The organism is Caulobacter sp. GW821-FHT05F04, assembly GCF_059419665.1.
The window spans coordinates 1-23,242 of sequence record NZ_JBWKSF010000006.1 but is presented as its reverse complement, the minus strand read 5'-3'; the positions used below and the strand labels follow the sequence as shown (position 1 = coordinate 23,242).

Annotated in this window: 18 protein-coding genes; 5 read left to right on the top strand and 13 right to left on the bottom strand. The window is 67.9% G+C overall.

Annotated features, from left to right (window positions below; all coding sequences use genetic code 11):
* Positions 1-104 precede the first annotated feature (104 nt).
* Complete coding sequence (locus tag AC07R7_RS16330) at positions 105-362, top strand: hypothetical protein (RefSeq protein WP_494635890.1); 258 nt, start codon at positions 105-107, stop codon at positions 360-362.
* Here the strand turns inward: AC07R7_RS16330 and AC07R7_RS16325 are convergent.
* The 7 genes from AC07R7_RS16325 to AC07R7_RS16295 all read right to left on the bottom strand — a co-directional run bounded on the left by AC07R7_RS16325 (position 352) and on the right by AC07R7_RS16295 (position 10,073).
* The gene (locus AC07R7_RS16325; RefSeq protein WP_494635889.1) at positions 352-1,458 is read right to left on the bottom strand and encodes a PfkB family carbohydrate kinase; all 1,107 of its coding nucleotides are present in this window, start codon (positions 1,456-1,458) and stop codon (positions 352-354) included. The two genes, AC07R7_RS16330 and AC07R7_RS16325, sit on opposite strands and share 11 nt — an antisense overlap.
* A 6-nt stretch (positions 1,459-1,464) precedes the next feature.
* A complete protein-coding gene (locus tag AC07R7_RS16320) occupies positions 1,465-2,139 on the bottom strand; it encodes a bifunctional 4-hydroxy-2-oxoglutarate aldolase/2-dehydro-3-deoxy-phosphogluconate aldolase (protein WP_099582329.1) in 675 nt (224 codons plus the stop codon).
* A 565-nt stretch (positions 2,140-2,704) separates the two neighbouring features.
* Positions 2,705-5,434 (bottom strand): phosphoenolpyruvate carboxylase, encoded by a 2,730-nt coding sequence (gene ppc, locus AC07R7_RS16315; protein ID WP_494635888.1) that lies wholly within the window; start codon positions 5,432-5,434, stop codon positions 2,705-2,707.
* Positions 5,435-5,617: 183 nt separating this feature from the next.
* Entirely contained in the window at positions 5,618-6,388 is a 771-nt protein-coding gene (gene kduD, locus AC07R7_RS16310; protein WP_494635887.1) for a 2-dehydro-3-deoxy-D-gluconate 5-dehydrogenase KduD, read from the bottom strand.
* Between the two features lie 157 nt (positions 6,389-6,545).
* Positions 6,546-7,388 (bottom strand): 5-dehydro-4-deoxy-D-glucuronate isomerase, encoded by an 843-nt coding sequence (kduI, locus tag AC07R7_RS16305; protein ID WP_494635886.1) that lies wholly within the window; start codon positions 7,386-7,388, stop codon positions 6,546-6,548.
* Between the two features lie 24 nt (positions 7,389-7,412).
* Positions 7,413-8,879, bottom strand: a complete 1,467-nt coding sequence (gene uxaC, locus AC07R7_RS16300) for a glucuronate isomerase (RefSeq protein ID WP_494635885.1) — start codon at positions 8,877-8,879, stop codon at positions 7,413-7,415.
* A gap of 117 nt (positions 8,880-8,996) precedes the next feature.
* The gene (locus AC07R7_RS16295; protein ID WP_492841617.1) at positions 8,997-10,073 is read right to left on the bottom strand and encodes a LacI family DNA-binding transcriptional regulator; all 1,077 of its coding nucleotides are present in this window, start codon (positions 10,071-10,073) and stop codon (positions 8,997-8,999) included.
* A 162-nt stretch (positions 10,074-10,235) separates the two neighbouring features.
* On the opposite strand from AC07R7_RS16295, the gene AC07R7_RS16290 reads away from it, so the two are divergent.
* Positions 10,236-11,744: a UxaA family hydrolase gene (locus AC07R7_RS16290; protein WP_494635884.1), complete on the top strand. Its 1,509-nt coding sequence runs from the start codon at positions 10,236-10,238 to the stop codon at positions 11,742-11,744.
* A gap of 85 nt (positions 11,745-11,829) precedes the next feature.
* Positions 11,830-13,278 (top strand): mannitol dehydrogenase family protein, encoded by a 1,449-nt coding sequence (locus tag AC07R7_RS16285; protein ID WP_494635883.1) that lies wholly within the window; start codon positions 11,830-11,832, stop codon positions 13,276-13,278.
* A gap of 1 nt (position 13,279) precedes the next feature.
* Here AC07R7_RS16285 and AC07R7_RS16280 read toward each other — a convergent pair whose 3' ends face one another.
* From AC07R7_RS16280 to AC07R7_RS16270, 3 genes are all read right to left on the bottom strand, one after another.
* Positions 13,280-13,840, bottom strand: a complete 561-nt coding sequence (locus AC07R7_RS16280) for a sugar transferase (RefSeq protein ID WP_494635882.1) — start codon at positions 13,838-13,840, stop codon at positions 13,280-13,282.
* A gap of 6 nt (positions 13,841-13,846) precedes the next feature.
* The gene (locus AC07R7_RS16275) at positions 13,847-16,528 is read right to left on the bottom strand and encodes a coiled-coil domain-containing protein (protein ID WP_494635881.1); all 2,682 of its coding nucleotides are present in this window, start codon (positions 16,526-16,528) and stop codon (positions 13,847-13,849) included.
* 157 nt (positions 16,529-16,685) lie between these two features.
* On the bottom strand, positions 16,686-16,892 hold the full coding sequence (locus AC07R7_RS16270; RefSeq protein WP_492841609.1) for a hypothetical protein: 207 nt from the start codon (positions 16,890-16,892) through the stop codon (positions 16,686-16,688).
* Between the two features lie 227 nt (positions 16,893-17,119).
* Between AC07R7_RS16270 and cysD the strand changes: the two genes are divergently transcribed.
* Together cysD and cysN are read left to right on the top strand one after the other, a co-directional pair.
* Positions 17,120-18,085, top strand: a complete 966-nt coding sequence (gene cysD / locus AC07R7_RS16265) for a sulfate adenylyltransferase subunit CysD (protein ID WP_494635880.1) — start codon at positions 17,120-17,122, stop codon at positions 18,083-18,085.
* Positions 18,085-19,992: a sulfate adenylyltransferase subunit CysN gene (gene cysN / locus AC07R7_RS16260; RefSeq protein ID WP_494635879.1), complete on the top strand. Its 1,908-nt coding sequence runs from the start codon at positions 18,085-18,087 to the stop codon at positions 19,990-19,992. Before cysD ends, cysN begins: the two co-directional genes overlap by 1 nt.
* On the opposite strand, the gene AC07R7_RS16255 is transcribed toward cysN, so the two are convergent.
* The 3 genes from AC07R7_RS16255 to AC07R7_RS16245 form a co-directional block, all read right to left on the bottom strand.
* Entirely contained in the window at positions 19,980-21,179 is a 1,200-nt protein-coding gene (locus tag AC07R7_RS16255; protein ID WP_494635878.1) for an MFS transporter, read from the bottom strand. The two genes, cysN and AC07R7_RS16255, sit on opposite strands and share 13 nt — an antisense overlap.
* 1 nt (position 21,180) lies before the next feature.
* Positions 21,181-22,890, bottom strand: coding sequence for a methionine--tRNA ligase (metG, locus tag AC07R7_RS16250; protein WP_494635877.1), 1,710 nt, complete (start codon positions 22,888-22,890; stop codon positions 21,181-21,183).
* Between the two features lie 232 nt (positions 22,891-23,122).
* The coding region (locus AC07R7_RS16245) for a hypothetical protein (protein ID WP_425999331.1) at positions 23,123-23,242 on the bottom strand (120 nt) is incomplete at its 5' end.

Sequence of the window (23,242 nt, the reverse complement as noted above, 5' to 3'; positions counted from 1 at the left end):
ACGTCGTCCGGACGCCCCGCATCCCTCCCCGACCTCGACGTGAAAGCGCCGAGCTCATTTCCGCGCGCCCTCCCCTTGATGGGGGAAGCCTTTCGGAGACACCGATGCCCCAACCCCGCAAAGCGCGCCGCAAACACGCAGCCAACGGCACACGCGCCAGTCGCCGCCACATACGCGACTCGGAATGGGTCCTCGCCAAACTCCAAGAACGCTTCGACCGCTTCGCCGAACTGTACGAGTTGAAGCGCCAGCAGGAGGAAGCCGCGGGCGACGTCGTCCGCACCAACCAAGAAAAAGCCCCCGGCCTTGCGGCCGAGGGCTTCTCCACATTCTTCAGTGAGAAGGAAAAGCCTAGCGGATGACCCGCGCGCCCTTGCCCTTCATCACGGCCTCGACCTCTTCCTTGCGCACCATCGAGGTGTCGCCCGGGGTGGTCATGGCCAGGGCGCCGTGGGCCGCGCCGTACTCGACGGCGGCCTGGGGGCCCTTGCCTTCCATGAAGCCGAACGCCAGGCCCGAGGCGAAGCCGTCGCCGCCGCCGACGCGGTCATAGATCTCGAGGTTCTCACGCATCATCGAGGCGTAGAACTCGCCGCCGGCGTACAGGATCGCCGACCAGTCGTTGACCGAGGCGGTCTTGGCGTTGCGCAGGGTGGTGGCGGCGACCTTGAAGTTCGGGAACTGCTTCACAGCGGTCTGGATCATCTTCTTGAAGTTGGCCGGGTCGATGGAGCTGATGTGCTCGTCCAGGCCCTCGACTTCAAAGCCCAGGCAGGCGGTGAAGTCTTCTTCGTTGCCGATCATCACGTCGACGTACTGGGCGATGTGACGGTTGACCTTCTGAGCGCCTTCCTTGCCGCCCTGCGACTTCCACAGCGAGGCGCGGTAGTTCAGGTCGTAGGAGATCACGGTGCCGTACTTGCGGGCGACTTCGACGGCTTCGATCACGGCTTCGGCCGTGTTCGAGGCCAGGGCCGCGAAGATGCCGCCGGTGTGGAACCAGCGCACGCCTTCTTCGCCGAACAGCTTTTCCCAGTTCACTTCACCGGGGCGGATCTGCGAGGCGGCCGAGTGACCCCGGTCCGAGCAGCCGAGGGCGGGACGAACGCCGAAGCCCTTTTCGGTGAAGTTCAGGCCGACGCGGGTGTTGCGACCCAGGCCGTCGAACTCGCGCCAGATGACGTGCGAGGTGTCGACGCCGCCCTGCATCATCAGATCCTCGACCAGCCAGCCCAGGTCGTTCACCGGCAGCGCCGTGACGGCGGTCGAGCGCTTGCCCCAGCACTTGCGGAAAGCGCGGGCGACGTTGTATTCGCCGCCGCCTTCCCAGACCTGGAACTGGCGGGCGTTGCGGACCCGGCCGAAGCCCGGGTCGAAGCGCAGCATCACTTCACCGAAGGACGCGCAGTCCCACTTGGTTTCCGAAGCCGGGCGGATGTCGAGGATGTTGTCGGTCATTTGGTCTTAGGCCTTCCCACGAACCTTCTTGATCAGGTCAACAGTCTCGCGGACCTTCTTGGTGATGCCCGCGTAGTCCTTGGCGTCCAGCAGCTCTTGCGTGATCAGCTTGGAGCCCATGCCGGCGGCGACGATGCCCGCGCCGAACCACTTCTTGACCGAGGCTTCGTCCGGATCGACGCCGCCCGTCGGCATGATGCGGGTCCAGGGCATCGGGCCCAGCACCGCCTTGACGAAGTCCGGGCCGCCGACCGACGAGCCGGGGAACACCTTGACGATCTCGCAGCCCAGTTCTTCGGCGTACGAGATTTCCGAGGCCGAGCCGCAGCCCGGCGAATACGGGATCTTGCGGCGGTTGCAGACCTTGGCGACGTCGGCGTTCAGGATCGGGCCGACCACGAACTTGGCGCCGTTGGCGATGTAGATGCCGGCGGTCGGGGCGTCGACGATCGAGCCCACGCCCATGATCACGCGGGGGTCGGCCTCGTGGAAGTAACGGGTCACTTCGTAGAAGACGTGGCTGGCGAAGTCGCCGCGGTTAGTGAACTCGATGCAGGGCGCGCCGCCGTCGGCGCAGGCCTGGATCACGGCCTTACAGACCTCGACGTCCGGGTGATAGAAAACCGGGATGACACCCTGGTCCATCAGGGCGGTCAGCACCGCCATACGGTCTTTTACCATCTTAGACTCCTTCCCGAAGGATCGATCTTGCGCGGAGGGCCTTTTGGGTCGCCGCGCATGCAAGATTTCGCCGGAATTGGCTCAGGGCGATCCCTTAGACCGCGTTGCCGACGAGCGCCACACCGGGCTTGCCGCAACGTCAAACTAAGAGGTCTTGAAGCGCGGTTTCACGACCGCTCGGCGGCGTTTTCCGCGCCTTGGATCTCTGGTCTCGCTTCCATCCCCGAACGCTTTTCCTTCGGCTCCCTCCCCCGCCCCGGACGCAAAAGTGAGGGCGCCGGTATGACCCGACGCCCCGGAAGTTTGCGCAGGAGCGAGCTCAAGAGCCGCAAACGAGACGGACCGACCAAGACGCCGAACCGAACCGTTTTGATACCGGTGTCACGGAAATCCGGAAAAGTGGCCAGGCCACTTCGCCACCGGTGTCATGAACAGATAACCAGAAACCGCCAGGGAGCGCAAGCGCCGTAAAGGCAGGAGGTGAGAAGGGGCAAATTGTTGAAAAGGAAAGCCTTTAGGGGCTCGGAAATCCCGCGCTTTCTCATATCTCGTGGTCAGGCCGCGCTCACCCCGTATTGCGCAGGCCCGCCGCGATGCCGGCCACGGTCAGCTGGATGGCCAGGCGCAGCTCCTCGTCGGCCTCCCCCGCCCGGCGGCGCGACAGCAGCTCCAGCTGCAGGTGGTTCAGCGGGTCCACCGAGCGGCTGGCCAGGGTCACCGACTCGGCCAGGTCCGGCTGGTTGTCGAGCAGGCTCGAACCGCCGCGGATCTCCAGGGCGATGCGCGAGGCCGCGTCGTGCTCGCGCTGGATGGTCGCGAAGATGCGCGCGGCGTTTTCCTTGTCCGGCGACAGGGCCATGTACCGGGCGGCTATGCCCATGTGGCTCTGCGCCAGGGCCAGCTCCATGTTCGACAGGAGGGACGCGAAGAAGTCGAAACTTCCCGCCAGGTCGCGCAGTTGCTCGACCGACAGCTTGGCCCGCTCGACGCCCGAGGCGAAGCCGTACCAGCCCGGAAGCATGAAGCGGGCCTGGGACCAGCTGAACACCCACGGGATGGCCCGCAGGTCCTCGATCTTGCGGCTGGCGGTGCGGCTGGCGGGACGGCTGCCGATGTTCAAGCCCACGATCTCGCTGATCGGCGTGACCGACCAGAAGAAGTCCTCGAACGCCGGATCGTCATACACCAGGGCGCGGAAGCCATGGAACGAGGCCTCGGCCAGGGCGGTCATGGCGGCCTCGACCCTGGGGTCGGGCTTGTGGACCGGGCGCTCGCTGGACATCAGCACGGCGGCTGCCAGGCCGTCGAGGTTGCGGCGGGCGGTGGGCTGGTCGCCGAAGCGGCGGGCGATCATCTCGCCCTGCTCGGTCATGCGGATGCGGCCCTGGACGGTGCCGGCCGGCTGGGCCAGCACGGCCTCGGCGGCGGGACCACCGCCCCGTCCGACGCTGCCGCCGCGGCCGTGGAAGAGCTGCAGGCCCACGCCCATCCGGTCGGCCTCGAACGCCAGGGCCGAGGCGCCGCGAGCGACACCCCGGCGGCTGGCCACGTACCCGCCGTCCTTGTTGCTGTCGGAGTAGCCGAGCATGATCTCCTGCACCGGCCGGTCGCCCAGGATGGTCCGGGACAGCGGCAGTTCCAGCCACTGGCGCAGCACGGCGGGGCCGTTCTCCAGGTCGCCGATGGTCTCGAACAGCGGCGCGACCTTGACCGAGGCGCGCGGCGCGGCCCCGCCCCAGACCAGGCCGACCTGCTTGAGCAGAACGAGCGGTTCGAGGATGTCGGACAGGGTCGCCGACTTCGAAATGATGTACGCCCCGAGGCAGCCATGGCCATAGTCGCGAACCGCCTGGGCGGCGGCGCTCATCGTGGCCAGCTCCTTGGTCGTCTCCTCGCTATAGGCGGTGAACGGCGAGACCAGGGGGCGCTGGTGCGACAGCTCCTCGATCAGGACCTTGCAGCGGGCCTCCTCGTCGAGCTTGAGATAGGAGACACCCGTGCCGGCCCGCTGGAACAGCTCGTCGAGCGTCCGTTCGTGGACGTCGGCGTTCTGGCGCAGATCCAGGCTCATCAGGTGGAAGCCGCAGGCCTTGGCCACCTCGACCAGGGTGCGCAGAGCCGAGCCGACCAGCCGCTCGCCGCCGTTGCGCTCCAGGCTGTCGATGATCACGCTCAGGTCGGCGACGAACGCATCGGGATGACCATAGGCCTCGACGTCGGTCGCGCCGGTGGCGTAGGCGACCGGCGCGCCGGTCAGCTTCTGCGACACGGCCGTCAGGCGATCGAAGATCAGCTCCAGGGCCAGGCGATAGGGCTCGTCCAGGCGATGGATCGACGGATCGCGGGTCTGGGCGGCCAGGGCCAGCAGCTCGTTCGACACCGGCGTGTAGGCGGTCGAGACGGCCAGGTTGGACCACAGCTTCCGCACCTCGCCGGCGTACCAGTCGAGGATCACGCGGGACTGGCTGGCGAAGGCCAGCTTCAGGGTCTCGCCATTGACGCCGGGATGGCCGTCGCGGTCGCCGCCCAGCCACGAGCCCATCTTCAGCAGCGGCGCCATATGGCCGTGCGAACCGATCTTGGCCGTCCAGTCGCCATAGAGCTCGATCATCGCCGGCAGGATCGAGGTGCGGACGATCGACAGGGCGTTGCGGATCTCGTCCTTCACGGTGATCCGCTCGGGACGATAGAGGCGGGTGCGCCACATCAGGGCGATCTCGCGGAACAGGCCCTCGCGGATCTCGGCGTCCAGGTCCGCCGGCAGATGGTGGCGGCGCAGGGCCATCAGGCGCGAGATCTCGGTCTCGCGGTCGACCATGCTGCGGCGGCGCACCTCGGTCGGGTGGGCGGTCAGCACCGGCACCACGTTCATGGCGGCGAAGACCCTCGCCAGCTCGGCGTCGGTCTTGCCTTGGGCCTTCAGGCGCTTCACGGCGTCGACCAGGGTGCGCGGCCGCTCGTCGCCCGGCTGGGCGTCGGCCTCGGCGTGACGACGGCGGCCGGCGACGTCCTCGCCGATATTGGCCAGCAGCGAGTGACTGGCGAAGGCGCGGGCCAGGAACACGGCCTGATCGTTGGTGAGATCGGCGAACAGATGGTCGAGGACCGGCGCGTCGCTGGTATCCTCGTCCTCGCCGGAGGCGGCCTTGCGCGCCTTGGCCACCAGGGCGGCGGCCTCCTCGCCCTCGAGATAGGTGATCGCCTCGATCAGGAGATCGTTCAGCAGGTTGGCGTTCTGGCGGACGTGACGGCTGGTGGGACGGTCGACGTCGATCGACAGGGCCGGATTGCGCATGCGCGAACTCCAGGATCGGCCGGAGCCGTTCGGGACGGGAATGGATCACGAGAAAGCGTCGACGACGCGGGATCGATCCCTGGCGCTGACGTTACGGCGCCCTCTAGCGCGCTTCACCGGGCGGGAAAACCCGCCCGGCACTATGGTTGCGCTACCATAGCATTTTTGCGTGGTTTTCTTTCGTCAGCGCGCCAGCCAGCCACCATCCACGGGCAAGGTAATGCCCTGAACGTAGTCGGCGGCCGACGAGGCCAGGAAGACGGCGGCGCCGCCGATATCTTCCGGGCGGCCCCAGCGCCCGGCCGGGATGCGAGCCAGGATCGAGGCGTTGCGGTCGGCGTCGGCCCGCAGGGCCTCGGTATTGTTGGTGTCGAAATAGCCCGGGGCGATGGCGTTGACGTTGATCCCCTTGGTCGCCCACTCGTTGGCCAGGATCTTGGTCAGGCCGGCCAGGCCCGACTTGGCGGCCGTATAGGACGGCACGCGGATGCCGCCCTGGAACGAGAGCAGGGACGCGATATTGATCACCTTCGCGGTCACACCATTCACGGGCCCCTGCTTCAGCGCCTGCTTGGCGAAGGCCTGGGTCAGGAAGAAGACGACCTTCAGGTTGGTGTCCATCACCGCGTCCCAGTCGGCTTCCGAGAACTCGATCGAGTCGGCGCGACGGATGATGCCGGCGTTGTTGACCAGGATGTCGACCTTGCCGAACGCGGCCACGCTCTCGTCGACCACGCGCTGGACGGGCTCGGTCGAGCCGAAGTCGGCCTTGATCGACAGGAACTTGCGGCCCAGGGCCTCGACGGCCTTCTGAGTGTCGGTCGGCGCGCTGCGGCCCGCGGCGGCGATGTCCGCGCCGGCGGCGGCCAGGGCGATGGCGATCCCCTGCCCGATCCCGGTATTGGCGCCGGTGACCAGCGCGACCTTGCCTTCGAGGCTGAACGGATTGGCCATGGGTTCTGATTTCCTGATCCAAAATCTCGTCATCCCGCAAGCCTCGGAGAGGCTATCCCCGACCCAGGGGCCGGCGCATCGCCAATGGCCCCTGGGTCGCGGATCTTCGCTACGCTTCACCCGGGATGACGACGGAGAAGCGTTCAGGCCAGGGCCCCTACTTCAGCTGGCAGATGTCCAGCACGTTCATGTCGGTATAGTCGAGGTTTTCGCCGCCCATCGCCCAGATGAAGGTGTAGTTGGCGGTGCCCGAACCCATGTGGATCGACCACGGCGGGCTCATCACGGCTTCCTCGTTGGCGATCACGATGTGACGCATCTCGTCCGGTTCGCCCATGTAGTGGAAGACCCGGTCGTTCTCGCCCAGACCGAAGTAGAAATAGGCTTCCGAACGACGGTCGTGCAGGTGGGGCGGCATGGTGTTCCAGACGCTGCCCGGCTTCAACACCGTCATGCCCAGCAGCAGCTGGGCCGATTTGCAGGTGGTCGGCACGATGTACTGGTAGATGGTGCGCTCGTTGCTGGTCTCCAGCGCGCCGCGCTCCAGGGCGACGGCGTCGGCGAAGGCCAGCTTCTTGGTCTCGAACGCGGCGTGGGCCGGCAGGCTGACCAGGTAGAAGCGCGCGGCCTCGCCGTTCACGCCTTCGAAGGTAACATCCTTGGCGCCCATGGTGACGTACAGGCCGTCACGCGGAACGATCTCGTAGGCGACGCCGTCGACGGTGATCTTGCCGGTGGTCTCGCCGACATTGATCACGCCCAGTTCGCGGCGCTCCAGGAACGGATGGCCGGCGGCCGAGGCGGGCTCGGTCTGGTCGGGCAGCTTGATCGCCGTGGTGGCCACGACGCCGCCGACGATGAAGCGTTCGGCGTGGTTGTAGGTCAGGACGATCTGGCCGTCCTGGAACAGGTCCTGCATCAGGTAGCGGTCGCGCAGGTCGTCGTTGCTGACCGCGAACATCATGTCCGGATGGGTGGCGTGATAGGTCTTGGCGAACATCGGGAAGTCTCCGGAAGGGTGTTCTTATTCGGCGGCGACGGCCAGCGCCGCGACGGGACGGGCCCAGTCGGGACGCCGATCCAGCTTGTAGGCCTTCTTGGGCAGGTTGTAGGTCAGGTCGACGATCAGCGCCTCGGCCTCGACCAGATCCATCCGGTGCTCGGCGACCATGCGGGCCAGGAAGGCGCTGTCGACGCGGCGGGCCACGTCGTGGCGCGCCGGGATCGACAGGAAGGCGCGGGTGTCGTCGTTGAAGCCGACGGTGTTGTAGAAGCCGGCAGTCTCGGTGACCTGCTCGCGGAAGCGCATCATGCCTTCCGGGCTGTCGTGGAACCACCAGGACGGACCCAGCTTCAGCACCGGATAGTGTCCGGCCAGCGGGGCCAGCTCGCGGCTGTAGACGGTCTCGTCCAGGGTGAACAGGATCACCGACAGGCGCGGATCGTTGCCCAGGCGGCCCAGCAGCGGCTTCAGCGCCGAGACGTACTCGGTGCGCATCGGGATGTCGGCGCCCTTGTCGCGACCGTGCGAGGCCAGCAGGCCCGCATTGTGGTTGCGGTGCGAGCCCGGGTGGATCTGCATGACCAACCCGTCGTCCAGGCTCATCTTGGCCATTTCGGTCAGCATCTGGGCGCGGAACAGCTCGGCTTTCTCGGGCGTGACGTCGCCCTTCACCAGGCTTTGGAACAGCGCCTCGGCCTCGGCGTCCGACAGGTCGGCGGTGGCCGCCGTCGGGTGGCCGTGGTCGGACGAGGTGGCGCCGGCTTCGATGAAGGCCGCCCGGCGCAGGCGATGCGCTTCCAGGTAGCTCTTCCAGCTGTAGACGTCCTGGCCCGAGGTCTCGGCGAAACGCTCGAAAGCGCGCGGGCTGCGCTCGTCCTCGAAGTCGATGACCGCGTCGGGGCGATAGGCGGTGATGACGTGACCGCCCCACCCGCTCTCGCGGATGGCCGCGTGATGCTTCAGGCTCTCGTGCGGGCCTTCGGTGGTGGCCAGGGTCTCGATGTTGAAGCGATCGAACAGGGCGCGCGGACGGAAGGCGTCCGTGGCCAGGGCCGCGTTGATGCGGTCGAAATAGTCGTCGGCGTTCGAGGTCTCGAGGAACTCGGTGAAGCCGAACACCTTGGAGAACACGTGGTTCAGCCAGATCCACGACGGCGTGCCGCGGAAGAGGTGGAAGTTGCTGGCGAACAGCTTCCAGGCCGCGCGCGGGTCGGTGTCCGGAACGCCAGCCTTCGAACGCACCTTCAGGTCGTCCAGGCTTATGCCCTGGCTGTAGAGCATCCGGTACAGATAGTGGTCCGGCGCCAGCAGCAGGTCGGTGGCGTCCTGGAAGGGCTCGTTCGTGGCGAACCACGACGGGTCCGTGTGCCCGTGCGGGCTGATGATCGGCAGGTCCTTGACCAGCGAATAGAGGCCGCGCGCGTAAGAGCGCGTCGCCGGGTCCGCCGGAAACAGACGATCCTCATGAAAATTCAGCGGCCTGGGCATTTTTCGCTTCCTCTTCCCAACGTCTGGACGGCCTCGCGGCGGGCTGTCGTGACGCGCTTGGTAACCGGTGTCACGACGCGTTGCAAGAAAGGAGGCAGGCGTCGCGGCGGGTTGTCCTCAGGACTTCGGCGGCGCGGCCGAGGACTCCCGCAGGACAAGATACGGGATCGTGCTGGCGGGATCACGCGCTTCGCGACTTTCCCGTCCGATGAGCTTTTCGGCGGCGATACGGCCCACCTCGCGCGTCGGGATGTGGATCGTGGTCAGCGGCGGCCAGACGGCCTGGGCGATCTGGAAGTCGTCGAAGCCGACGACGGTCAAATCCTCGGGAACCCTCAGCCCCGCGCGCCGCGCCGCCTGCAGCGCGCCGGCGGCCATTTCGTCGTTGCCGCAGAAGATGGCGGTGGGGCGCGGCTTCATGGCCAGCAGAGCCTCGCCGCAGGCCAGGCCGGACTCGAAGGTATAGGCGCCCTGGACGACATAGTCGGGCTTCAACTCTACCCCGGCCTTCCGAAGCGCGTCCTCCAGCCCGCCCCGGCGTTCGTGCGAGGAACGGAAGTTGGGCAGGCCGCTGATGAAGCCGATCAGCGTGTGACCCAGGTCGACCAGATGCTGACCCATCACCTCCCCGCCCAGACGGTCGTGGCCGACGATCATGTGCTCGGGCTTGTCCAGTTCGACCGAGGCGATGCGGATGTACGCGCAGCCGATCTCGTTCAGCAGCTTGGCGACACGTTCGTCCTCGGACACCGACGGCGGCAGCACGACGCCGAACAGCTTCTGGCGCTCCACGAAGGCGCGGATGTCGGTCAGGAAGGTCGGGCTGGCGCGGTTACAGGGGTGGACGACCAGCTCGAAGCCCGAGCCGCGCATGCCGTCCAGCAGCCCCAGCTGCATGTTGACGACGTACTGCGGGTTGGGGTTGTCGTAGATCATGCCGATCAGGAACGAGCGGCGGAACGCCAGGCCCCGGGCCTGGGGATCGGGCGCGTAGCCCCACTCGGCGATCACCGCCTCGATGCGCTCGCGGGTCTCGTCGCGGACGAAGGGAGACTGGTTGATGACGCGGGAAACGGTCTTCTTCGACACCCCGGCAAGCCGGGCGATATCGTTGATCGTGGCTCGCTTGCGACCACCCTCGACGCTGCTCTCTGGATCTTCCGGGGACGAGGAAGGCGTCTTCGAAGAGTTCACGGCGTTTCCAAGCAGCTTTAAGCGTTGTCTTTTGTCATACTCTAGCCGCGCGGACGTCGCCAACCTAGGACGAAACGTCCGCATGAGGGGTGACTGACACCGGTTACCATGTCACTAGGCAGTGAAATTGACGACACGAAACTCGGCGGCGAAGACGAACCCATGACCGATACGACCCTTGCGCCTCGCGAATCGATCCACCCCGTCGACCCGCGCGACCACGTGGCCACCGCCCTGCGCGACCTCGTGGCTGGCGAGGTCCTGGACCTGCACGGCCAGGCGATCACCGTCCGCGCCGACATCCCCAAGGGTCACAAGATCGCCATTCGCTGTGCCAGCGCTGGCGCCGACGTCCTGAAGTACGGCTGGCCGATCGGCCGGGCCACGGTCGACATCGCGACCGGCGACCATGTCCACGTCCACAATGTCGAGACTCGCCTGCAAGGCGTCGAGGGCTACACCTTCGCCCCGACCGCGCCGGAGCCGCACGTCGAGCCCGCCCCTCGCACCTTCGACGGCTATCGCCGCAAGAACGGCCGGGCCGGCACCCGCAACGAGATCTGGGTGCTGTGCACCGTCGGCTGCGTGGCCAACACCGCCCGCCGCATCGCCGAAAAGGCCAATGCCCGCTTCGCCGGCCGCGTCGACGGAATCTACGCCTTCCCCCACCCGTTCGGCTGCTCGCAGCTGGGCGACGACCTGACCCACACCCGCAGCCTGATCGCGGGCCTGGCCGCCCACCCCAACGCCGGCGGCGTGCTGATCCTGGGCCTGGGCTGCGAGAACAACCAGCTGAAGGCCCTGCTGGAGAGCGCGCCGGATATCGACCGCGAACGCCTGCGCAGCTTCACGACCCAGATGGTCGAGGACGAACTGGAGGACGGCCTGTCCGCCGTCGAGGCCCTGGTCGCCATCGCCGAGCGGGACAGGCGTGAGCCGATCCCGGTCTCGGAGCTGGTCGTCGGCCTCAAGTGCGGCGGCTCGGACGGCTTCTCGGGCGTCACCGCCAACCCGTTGGTCGGCCGCATCGCCGACAAGGTCGCCGACGCCGGGGGCACCCCGGTCCTGACCGAGATTCCGGAGGTCTTCGGGGCCGAGAACGTGCTGCTGCAGCGCGCCGCCAGCCGCGAGATCTTCGACCAGGCCGTCGGCGTGATCGACGACTTCAAGCGCTACTTCATCGACAACAACCAGCCGATCTACGAGAACCCCTCGCCCGGCAACATCGCCGGCGGCATCACCACGCTCGAGGAAAAGTCCCTGGGCGCGGTGCAGAAGGGTGGCCGGGCCCAGTTGGTCGAGGTGCTGCGCTACGGCGAGCGCGTCGGCCCGCACGGCCTGACCCTGCTGGAGGCCCCGGGCAACGACGCGGTCTCGTCGACGGCCCTGACCGCCGCCGGCGCGACGGTGATCCTGTTCACCACCGGCCGCGGCACGCCGCTGGGCTTCCCGGCCCCGACCCTGAAGATCGCCTCGAACTCGGGCCTGGCCCAGCGCAAACCCGGCTGGATCGACTTCGACGCCGGCCAGGTGCTGGAAGGCGTGTCGATGGACGACGCGGCCGACCGGCTGATGGACCTCGTGGTCGACACCGCCTCGGGCAAGGCCACCAAGGCCGAACTCAACGGAGAGCGCGAGATCGCCATCTGGAAGTCCGGCGTGACTCTCTAAAAATGGTCAGGCCAATTGCCAGCCTTGTCAGACTACCGCATTTAAACGATCGACCCTTCCGCTACGAAACTCCAGGCGTGCTCCCTTGACGGCTTCTCCCACCACCTCCCCCGCCCTGCGTCTGAGCGCGACCAGCTATCCGGGCGCGATCCCCGGCACGGCGCTGCCGACCTATGACCGCGACAAGGTGCAGGTCGGGGTCGTCCATTTCGGCCCGGGCGCCTTCCATCGCGCCCACCAGGCCTTCTATTTCGACCAACTGCTGGCCAGCGATCCGCGCTGGGGCATCTGCGCCGTTTCGCTGAAGAGCCCCGGCGTCCGCGACGCCCTGCAGCCGCAGGACGGCCTCTACACCCTGGCTCAGCTGGACGCCGAGACCACCTTCCGCATCGTCGGCTCGATCGTCGAGGTGCTGGTCGCGCCCGAGGATCCGCCGTCGGTCTTCGCTCGCCTGGCCGCCCCCACCACCCGCATGGTCACCCTGACCGTGACCGAAAAGGGCTACACCCTGTCGGCCGAGGGCGGACTGGATGAGAAGCACCCGGACATCGTCCACGACCTGGCCCATCCGCGCGAACCCAGGAGCGCCGTCGGCTATATCGTCGAGGGCCTGCGCCGCCGGTTCGCGGCGGGCCTGTCGCCCTACGCCGTCGTGGCCTGCGACAACCTCGCCGACAACGGCTGGCGCCTGAAAGCGGCCGTGGTCGCCTTCGCCGCCAAGATCGACGCCGACCTCGCCGCCTGGATCGAGACCGAGGGTAGCTTCCCGCGCACCATGGTCGACAGCATCACGCCCGCCACCGACGACGCCCTGCGGGCGCGCGTCAAGACCGCCACGGGCCTGGAGGACGCCTGGCCGATCCAGCGCGAGGCCTTCACCCAGTGGGTCGTCGAGGACGTGCTCCCGAACGATGCGCCGGACCTGGCCAGCGTCGGCGTCATCCTGACCGACGACGTCCGTGGCTTCGAGCGCGCCAAGCTGCGCCTGTTGAATGGGGTCCACTCGACCCTGGCCTATGCCGGCATCCTGCGCGGCCACGAGACGGTGTTCGAGGCGGTCAGCGATCCGGTCCTGGAAGCCCTGGCCCGCGACCTTATGGCCAAGGACATCATCCCGACTCTGACCGCGCCGCGCGGCCTGGATCTGGCCGACTACGCCGAAGCCATCCTGGCCCGCTTCCGCAATCCCGAGATCCGCCACTACCTGGCGCAGATCGCCTGGGACGGTTCGGCCAAGCTGCCCTTCCGCATCCTCGGCACGTTAACGGAAACCCTGGAGGCCGGCCGCTCGATCGAGCGCCTGGCGATCCCGCTGGCGGCCTGGATGCGCTTCATCGCCCTGCGCGCCAAGACCGGCGAGGCGATCACCGACCCGCTGGCCGCCAAGCTGACCGAGATTGGCGTAGGCGTCACCGGCGACGCCAAGACCGACGTGGCGGCTTTCCTGGCTCTGGACACCGTCTTCCCGGCGGCGCTGACCAGAAACCCCACCTTCGTGGCGGCGATCGAGAAGGCCTATACGGACCTCACCTGAACTAGCGGGTCACGCCCTTGGCGGTCAGCACCGGCACGACGGTGCTGACCATGATCTCCAGGTCGAACAGGAATGAGCGCCGGGCCAGGTACTCGGCGTCGAGCGCCACCTTGTCCGGAATGGCCAGTTCGTCGCGGCCGTTGATCTGCGCCCAGCCCGTGACGCCAGGCCGCAGGACATCGACGCCAGCGGCCTGGCGGGCGGCGATCAGGTCGTCCTGATTGAACAGCGCCGGGCGTGGCCCCACCAGGCTCATGTGGCCGACCAGCACGCTCCACAGCTGCGGCAGCTCGTCCAGGCTGAGCTTGCGCATCACCGGCCCCAGCGGCGTCAGCCAGCGGTCGGGGTCCTCCAGCAGGTGCGTGGCGACCTCGGGGGTGTCGATCCGCATGGTCCGGAACTTGGGCATCGGAAACAGCGCCGAGCCCCTGCCCACCCGCCGCGACCAGTAGAGCCCCGGTCCCGGCGAGGTCAGGCGCACCAGCAGCCACAGCATGGCGAGCGGCAGGGCCAGCAAGATCAGACCGATCGCCGCCGCCGCGAAATCAAAAGGGCGCTTCACGAGAACCTAGCCGAGATCGCCGCTGGCCGCGTCGAGCAAAAGATAGGCCCGGCCGGCGTCCGACGACAGCAGGGCCGCCAGCAGGAAGCCCTCGCGGTCCTGGCCCGCCGCCTCTTCGATCATGCCGGCGTAGCGCTTCAGGAAACGCTCCGTATTGGCCTTCAACGTCGAGTCGGAGAACAGACGGCGGACCAGGCGGCGGATGGCGGCCGGAGCCAGGCGCTTGACCACCTCGCGAGCCCCGCCGTCGTCACGCGTCTGTAGGGCGGCGGCGATCTCGTCGATCCGGCCACGCGGCAGAAGGGCGTGCGGGTCGATGCCCATGGCCGTGATCTCGGCGGCCAGCTTCTCACCCAGACCCGCGTCGCCCGGCGAGCTGTTCTCGATGCCGGCCAGCAGGTTGCGCCAGCTCCAGCCGCCCTCGCCGTCAGGATCGGACGACGGCTGGGGAGGCGTCTGTTTGCGGGCCGAGGCCTGCTCGAACACCGAGCGGAATTCCTGGTCGGTGGCCGTCGGCGTCAGGCGCAGCCGGCGACGGTCGGTCGGCGGTTCCTCGTCCTCGTCGTCGAACACGGCCATCGGCAGCGGTTCGGGCTGGACCGGAGGCGGCGGCGGGGCGCCGGCGCGCGTCCGGCTCGGCGGCGCCTGCGCCGAGGTCGAGCGGGCGGCCACGGTCGAGGCGCTGGACGCGGTGATGGCCCCCGCCGCTTCGCTCAGCATCTCATAGTTGCGACGGACGCGCTCCTGGAAGGCCTGATCGATCGCGGCCGTCTCCTCGGCGGTGCGACGGACGGCGTTCATCAACTGCTCAACGCCCTGCTCGATGGACACCCGGACCTCGACGGCTTTCTGCAGCGCCTCGGCCGGCAGGTCGGCGGTGCGCTTGCCGATCTCGGCCAGCATCGCCTCCAGCTCGTCCAGCGTGCCGCGGGCGGCCTGGACCGAGTCGGCCAGCTTCTGCGAGGTGCGCGCCCCGGCCTGCTCGACCATCTGGGCCGAGTGCTCGATGATGTCGCGCGCCTCTTCCATGCGGGACTCGAACACCGCGTCAGCCTTCTGACCGGCGGCGAAGGCGATCTCGTTCAGTTGGTCGACACGGCTGCGGGCTGCCTCGACGCGGGCCTCCACGCCCTCGGCCGCCTTCAACGCCGACTCGGCCATAGCCTCCATGGCCGCCTTCAACTCATCCTCGAGCAAGGTGCGCTGGTTCTCGGCGACATCGCCGATGGTTTCGAGCGTCTTCTTGGCGTTGTCAGCCAGGGCCTCGCGCTGGCTGGTGGCACCCTCGGCCAGTTCGCGGAACTGGTCGGCGGCCGCGCTGATCAGGCCGCGCAGGATCTCCGCGCCCATGGCGGCGGCGTCCGACAGCTCGGTGGCGCCGACGCGGGTATAGGCCACGAACTCGGTAAGTTGGGCCGTGCGGGTCTCGGCCTCGGAGGCGAAGTCTTCCTGGTCCGAGCGCAGGGCCTGGCTGATCTCGACGAGCGCGGCGCGCTGGGCGGCAAGGCTCTTCTCGACCGACGAGACCTGGTCGCCGACTCCATGACCGGCGGTCTCCAGCCGGGCGATCTGGCGCGACAGGTCCTCGGCCCCGACGCGGGCGGCGTCCGAGGCTTCGGCCGCAGCGGCGGCCAGGTCGGCGGCGCGGGCCGCCAGGGCGGCTTCGGCCTCGCGCAGCTGGGTCTCGGCCAGGTCGGAGGCCTCGGCCACCATGCGGGCCTGGCTGCCGATCGCGTCGACGACCGCCGTGGAGCGGGCGTCCAGCGACTGCGACAGAGTCTCCATGGCCGTGCGCTCGTGACCCAGGCCTTGGGCCAGCTGCTTGGCCATCTTGGCGGATTCGGCGGCGGCCTCGGCCAGACGCCCGGTCTCCTCGGCCAGGGCCTGGCGCAGCGAGACGATGTGCTCGCGCGCCCGCTGGGCGGCGGTAGATGCGTCATCCACGCCCTGGCGCAGGGCGTCGACCGCGCTAGACGCGCCCAAGGCCGCCAGGGCGGCCGGAGTCACGATGCGGTCGGTCAGTGTGCGGGTGCGACGCAATTCATCGGCGATGCCGGTCGCTTGGCGCAGCAGATAGGCGCCTAGCAGGGTCAGCAGCGCCGGACCGAGGGCCAGACCGGCGAACACCGTCAGGGCGAAACCCTCGACCTTGAAGGCCGGCACGCCGCGGGCATAGCCCAGGGCGAAAGCGATCGGAGCCAGGGCCCAAAGGAAGGCGATGGCGGTGGCCAGGGTCCAGAACAGAACGCCAGACATGCGGCGCGGAACGTCCTCGGTCCGTAGCGGCACGGTCGCTTCGGGTCCCCGCAGGTCCAGGGTCGGCTCGCGGCTCTCGGCCTTGGCAGGCGCGGCGTGTTCGGGCTCGACCACCGGGGCTGGCGGCTCGGCGGTGGCCGCCAGCGAGGTGGCCAGTTTCAGCTCGGGTTCGGAGAAGCTCTCGACCGGCTCGGGATCGGGCTCCCGGCGCCGACGCGAGCGCACGGTCATCGGCGGCGGAACGGCCAAGTCATCGTTCAGCGTGTCCTGCAAGCTCAGGGGTTCGGCGGTCGGAACGTCCGCCTCCGGCCCGGCGAACGACGTCGCCCCAGGAACCTCCGGAGGGAGTTCAGGCGTGGTCTTGGTTTCCTCGGGAGGGGCATCCGTCGGCGTAGCGGAAAAATCGAGCGGTTGGCGCTTCTTAGGCTTCATACACAGCCAGGGTCCCAAGGCGTCGGCGAGGGGCGCAAGAGACAACCTTCGCGCGCCGGACCCCTCCTTCGCGTGTCACATGAACCTAACGGCGAAAAGCCTTGGCGAAAAGCGACTTCCGTTGTGTTCGCGGGGTCTGGGCGCCTTGCGCGCGCGTTCACGCGTCGCGCGCGGTCGCCTCGGCCGTTCCGCGAGGCGCATTCACCGCGATCGGCGCGCCGCGCGGCGAGCGGGCGACCGTCCTGGCCGAGGCGCTCTTGGCGTGCGGGCAGACGGCGTGCTCGACGCTCACCCCGAACTGGCAGAGCGCGAACGAGGACAGCCAGACGACCGCCACAGCCAGCATTTCCGTCAGAAAGCCCATAGCCCGTCCCTGGACCGATACCGGCGTTATGCTAGCGTTCTTGAACGGGGGCGAGTGAACTTTTGGTCATGAAGGTCGGTGCTCACCAGCCTTGGCGCCATGTCCACTGACAGCGCCCCCAGAATTCCGGCGGTTGTCCGCAGCCTCGCCCGGGCCTAGGTCGCAAGGTGACGCAGCGCGCTCCTCGACGGACACGCTGGGACGTTTTTCCTTTGCGGACCCTCGCCTTGGCCCTTACCCAATTCGCAACCGCCGCGTACCCGCCGGACTCCGCAATGACCGAAATCTCGCCGGCGCGCCTGACCCACCTCCAGCGCCTGGAGGCCGAGAGCATCCACATCCTGCGCGAGGTGGCGGCCGAGTGCGAACGGCCGGTCATGCTGTATTCGATCGGCAAGGACAGCGCGGTGATGCTGCACCTGGCCGCCAAGGCCTTCTATCCCAGCAAGCCGCCCTTCCCTCTGCTGCACGTCGACACGACCTGGAAGTTCCGGGACATGTACGCCCTGCGCGACAAGGTGGCGTCCGAGCTGGGCTTCGACCTGATCGTCCACAAGAACCCCGACGCCGAGGCGCGCGGGATCAATCCGTTCGACCACGGCAGCGCCCTGCACACCGACCTCTGGAAGACGGCGGGCCTGAAACAAGCCCTCTCCAGGTACGGCTTCGACGCGGCCTTCGGCGGCGCTCGCCGCGACGAGGAGAAGAGCCGGGCCAAGGAGCGGGTCTTCTCTTTCCGCTCGGCAGAGCAACGCTGGGACCCGAAGAACCAGCGGCCCGAGCTTTGGAACCTCTACAACACCCGCAAGCACCCGGGCGAAAGCCTGCGCGTCTTCCCGATCTCCAATTGGACCGAGCTGGACGTCTGGCAGTACATCCACCTCGAGACCATCCCGATCGTGCCGCTCTACTTCGCGGCCGAACGGCCGGTGGTCGAGCGCGACGGGGCGCTGATCATGGTCGACGACGACCGCTTCCGCCTGCGCGATGGCGAGGTGCCGCAGATGAGGAGCGTGCGGTTCCGCACCCTGGGCTGCTATCCGCTGACGGGCGCGGTCGAAAGCACCGCGGCCACCCTGCCCCAGGTCATCCAGGAGATGCTGCTGACCACGACGTCGGAGCGCCAGGGCCGGGTCATCGACCATGACCAGTCCGCCTCGATGGAGAAAAAGAAGCAGGAGGGCTACTTCTGATGGCGCACCAGTCCGCCCTGATCGCCGAGGACATCGACGCCTACCTGCACCAGCATCAGCACAAGTCGCTGCTGCGCTTCATCACCTGCGGCAGCGTCGACGACGGCAAGTCCACCCTGATCGGCCGCCTGCTGTACGACAGCAAGATGATCTTCGAGGATCAGCTGGCGGCCCTCGAGGCCGACAGCAAGAAGGTTGGCACCCAGGGCGGGGCGATCGACTTCGCCCTGCTGGTCGACGGCCTGGCCGCCGAGCGCGAGCAAGGTATCACCATCGACGTCGCCTACCGCTTCTTCTCGACCGAGAAGCGCAAGTTCATCGTCGCTGACACCCCCGGTCACGAGCAGTACACGCGCAACATGGTCACCGGCGCCTCGACCGCCGACGCGGCCGCGATCCTGATCGACGCGCGCAAGGGCGTGCTGACCCAGACGCGGCGCCACAGCTATCTCGTGTCCTTGCTCGGCATCCGCCACGTGGTGCTGGCGGTGAACAAGATGGACCTGGTCGGCTGGGCCCCGGCGGTGTTCGACCGGATCGTCGCCGACTACCGCGCCTTCGCCGAGCAGATCGGCCTTTCGGTCTTCACGCCCATCCCGATCTCGGGCCTCGGCGGCGACAACATCGCTTCGCGCAGCGAAGAGACGCCTTGGTTCGAAGGCCCGATCCTGATGGACTGGCTGGAAGGCGTGGAAGTCGAGGACGACCTGCGGTCCAAGCCGTTCCGCATGCCGGTGCAGTGGGTCAATCGCCCGAACCTCGACTTCCGGGGCTTCTCGGGCCTGATCGCCTCGGGGAGCATCAAGCCGGGCGACCGCATCCGCGCCCTGCCCTCGGGTCGCGAGAGTCGCGTGGCCCGCATCGTCACCCTGCCGGGCGACCTGCCCCTGGCCGTCGCCGGCCAGTCGGTGACCCTGACGCTGGAAGACGAGATCGACATCTCGCGCGGCGATGTCATCGCGACCGCCGACGCGCCCGCCCCGGTCGCCAACCAGTTCGAGGCCACGCTCGTCTGGATGGACGACGAGCCCCTGCCCCCGGGCCGCACCTATCTGCTGAAGCTGGGGACGAGGACGGTCGGCGCCAGCGTCACCGACATCAAGCACCGCGTGAACGTCAACACGCTGGAGCACACGGCCGCCAAGCGCCTGGAGCTGAACGAGATCGGCCTCGTGAACCTTTCGCTCGACCAAGCCATCCCGTTCGAGGCCTATGCCGACAACCGCCAGATGGGCGGCTTCATCCTGATCGACCGCCTGTCCAACCGCACCGTCGGCGCGGGGATGATCAACTTCGCCCTGCGGCGCGCCGACAACATCCATTGGCAGCACACCGACGTCAGCAAGGCCTCGCGATCGGCGCTGAAAAGCCAGCGCGGCCAGGTCGTCTGGCTGACGGGCCTCTCCGGCGCGGGCAAGTCGACCATCGCCAATCTGGTCGAAAAGCGCCTGCACGCCCTGGGCCGCCACACCTATCTGCTGGACGGCGACAATGTCCGCCACGGCCTCAACAAGGATCTCGGCTTCACCGAAGAGGACCGCGTCGAGAACATCCGCCGGGTGGCCGAGGTGGCCAAGCTGATGGTCGACGCCGGGCTGATCGTGCTGACCGCCTTCATCTCGCCGTTCCGCGCCGAACGCCAGTTGGCGCGCGACATCCTGGAGCCCGGCGAGTTCATCGAGGTCTTCGTCGACACGCCCCTGGCCGTCGCCGAGGCGCGGGACGTGAAGGGCCTCTACAAAAAGGCCCGCTCTGGGCAGCTGAAGAACTTCACCGGCGTCGACAGCCCGTATGAAGCGCCGGAAGCCCCGGAGCTACGCATCGACACCACCGCGATCGATCCCGTGGAAGCGGCCGAACGGATCGTCGCCTGGCTGGAAGGCCAGGAGATCGACTACACGATCTGAAATCTCGAGCGGCGCGACAGCAGGATCGCGCCGCCCAGGCCCAGCAGGGCCATGAAGGCGGTGGCCAGGTAGCCGTACGCCCCCAGCCGATCGAACAGCGGCCCCGACGCCAGGGTCGCGATGCCCAGCGTGAAGCCCGACGACAGCGCCGAGTTGATCGCCTGGGCCGGCGACGCGGCGGCCGGCGGGGCCAGCTTCTCGATCAGGCGCAGCGAGGCCAGGAACGAGGCCGCGAAGGTCATGGCGTGCAGCATCTGTAGCGGGAACAGCGCCCACAGCGGCGGCTCGAACGCATAGAGCGTCCAGCGCAGCACGGCGGCGCTGGCGCCCAGGATCAGGAACCGCTCCGGTCCCCAGCGGCGGCGCAGCGGCTCCAGGAACCACATGAAGCCGACCTCGGCCGCGACGCCCACGCCCCACAGGACGCCGATCATCGGCTCGGAGATTCCCTGCTTGCGCCAGAGGATGGCCGAAAAGCCGTAGTAGAAGGCGTGCGCGCCCTGGATCAGGCCAGCCGTGACCACCGCCAGCACGAAGGTGCGATTGCGCAGCAGCTCGGAGAGGCCTTTCCAGCGCTCCGACCGGTCGGGCTTGGCGCCTTCGGCGTGGACGCGCTCGGGCGGCACCAGCACCGCGGCGGCCAGGGCCGCGATGAAGCAGGCCGTGGCGATCCAGATGGCGATGATGGTCGGCGCGGCGAAGGTCAGGATCGACCCCATGGCCAGGTTCGCCGCGATAAAGGCGCTTGAGCCCGTGCCGCGCGGGATCCCGTAGTTGAAGCCCTCGATCCGCGCCCGGCGCAGGGTGATGATGTCGATCAGCGGCGAGACGGTCGACAGCAGGGTCTGGCCGACGAACCAGGCCAGGATGAACCACCACAGGTTCGGAGCGGCCAGCAGGCCCGCATAGCCCAGCCCCGCTCCGACCAGCAGCAGCAGCATCGGCGTGCGCCGCAGGGTGAAGCCATCGGCCCACACAGCCAGCGAGGCGCCGGTGAAGGGCTTCAGCAGCAACGGCACGGCCAGGATCAGCCCGATCTCGCCGCCGCTCATGCCGCGCGAGCGCAGATAGGTGCCGATATACGGCAGACTGACGCCAGAGCTCAGAAAGATAGCGGCGTAGAACAGGCAAAGGCGGACCAGGGTTGGGAGCCCCTTCCCGCCCGCCCTGTACGCCGTATCCGGCACCTTAGTCCGCGCCGCCGAAGCGAGCCGTCCATTCGGCGATCTGCTCGTCCTCGATCTTCTTGAACAGGACGTCCGGCACCGTCACCTTCGCGCCGACCGTCAGCACGTCGAGCTCGACCTTGGCGTCGTTCGAGGGCCATGCGGCCGGGTAATCCAGGCCGAAGGCGTTGCCGATCGTCTCGGCGGCGAACGGGATGAACGGCGCCGAGAGCTTGGCGTAGAGGGCCACCAGGTTCAGCGCCGTGCGGACGATGACGGCGGCGCGGTCGCGATCGGTCTTGATCGCGGTCCAGGGCGCTGCCTCCTGCAGGTACTCGTTGCCGACCACCCACAAGGCCCGCAACGCCTGGGCGCTCTTGCGGATCTCGATGGCGTCCATCTGTTCGGAAAGATCCGCCAGGCGCGCCGAGACGTCGGCGAACAGCTTCTCTTCCGGCGGACCGGGCTCACCGCCCGCCGGCACCACGCCCTCGAACTTGCTCTCGTTGAACTTCAGGATGCGGTTGACGAAATTGCCCAGCACGTCGGCCAGGTCGCGGTTCACGGCGCTGGCGAACTGCTCCCAGGTGAAGGCCGTGTCGCTGCTCTCCGGCGAATTGGCCGTCAGGTACCAGCGCCACAGATCCGGCGGCAGAATCTCCAGGGCCGCGTCCATGAACACGCCGCGCTTGTTCGAGGTCGAGAACTTGCCGCCGTACCAGTTCAGCCAGTTGAAGGCCTTGAGCATGTCGACGCTCTTCCACGGCTCTTCCGAGCCGAGGATGGTCGCGGGGAAGCTGACCGTGTGGAAGGCCACATTGTCCTTGCCCATGAACTGGACGTAGCTGACATCGTCGGCGCCCGCGTCGGTGCGCCACCAGCGCTTCCAGTCGCGGTCGGGCGAGCCCTCGGCCCATTCCTGGGTGGCGGCGATATATTCGATGGGCGCGTCGAACCAGACATAGAAGACCTTGTCCTCGAAGCCCGGACGCGGAACGCCGTCCTTGGCCACCGGGATACCCCAGGCCAGGTCGCGGGTGATGCCGCGGTCGATCAGGCCTTCATCGAGGTGCTTGTAGGCGATCGAGCGAGCCAGCGGCGGCCAGTCGGCGTGGCTATCGACCCAGGCCCTGATCTTGTCGGCCATCTTGGTCTGCAGCAGGTAGAGGTGACGGGTGTCGCGGACCTCGATGTTCCGCGAGCCCGAGATCACCGAATACGGATTGATCAGGTCGGTGGGGTCCAGCAGGTTGCCGCAGTTGTCGCACTGGTCGCCGCGCGCCTTCTCGAAGCCGCAGTGGGGGCATGTGCCCTCGACATAGCGATCCGGCAGGAAGCGCTTGTCGTCGACCGAATAGACCATCTGGTCGACGCGTTCCTCGATCAGGCCGTGGTCTTCCAGGGCCTGGCAGAAGTGCTGGGTCAGGCGATGATTCTGCGGCGAGGACGAGCGGCCGAAATGGTCCCACGACAGGCCGAAGGCGCGGCCGACGTCGTGCTGAAGGATGTGCTGCTCGGCGCAATAGGTGGCGACGTCCTGACCCGCGGCGGTCGCCGCGAGTTCGGCCGGCGTGCCATGTTCGTCGGTGGCGCAGATGTAGAGGGTCTCGTGCCCCTGGGCCCGCTTGAACCGCGCATAGACGTCGGCCGGCAGCATCGACCCGGCAAGGTTCCCCAGATGCTTGATGCCGTTGATGTACGGCAGGGCCGAGGTGATCAGGATGCGAGCCATGCGGGCGCGGCCTTTCGGGGAGTCACGGGAAGCTTAGAAGCGTCCGCATATAGAAGGGTCGGGCGGCGAGGGAAAGGTTTGGCCGTACAAGCCCCCTCCACCGGCGTTCGCCGCCCCCCTCCCCCAAGAGGGGGAGGAGAAAAAGCAGCCGCGACTATTCTCCGCCCCGCTTGGGGGCGGACAGACCGCGCTCAGCGCGGTCAGGCGGGGGCTTGTGCTGAGCTCGCCATCCCTACAGCGGAATGTTGTCGTGCTTCTTCCAGGGGTTGGAGAGTTCCTTCCCCTTGAGGCTCTTGAGGCCGCGCACGATGCGACGGCGGGTGCCGTGGGGCATGATGACGTCGTCGATATA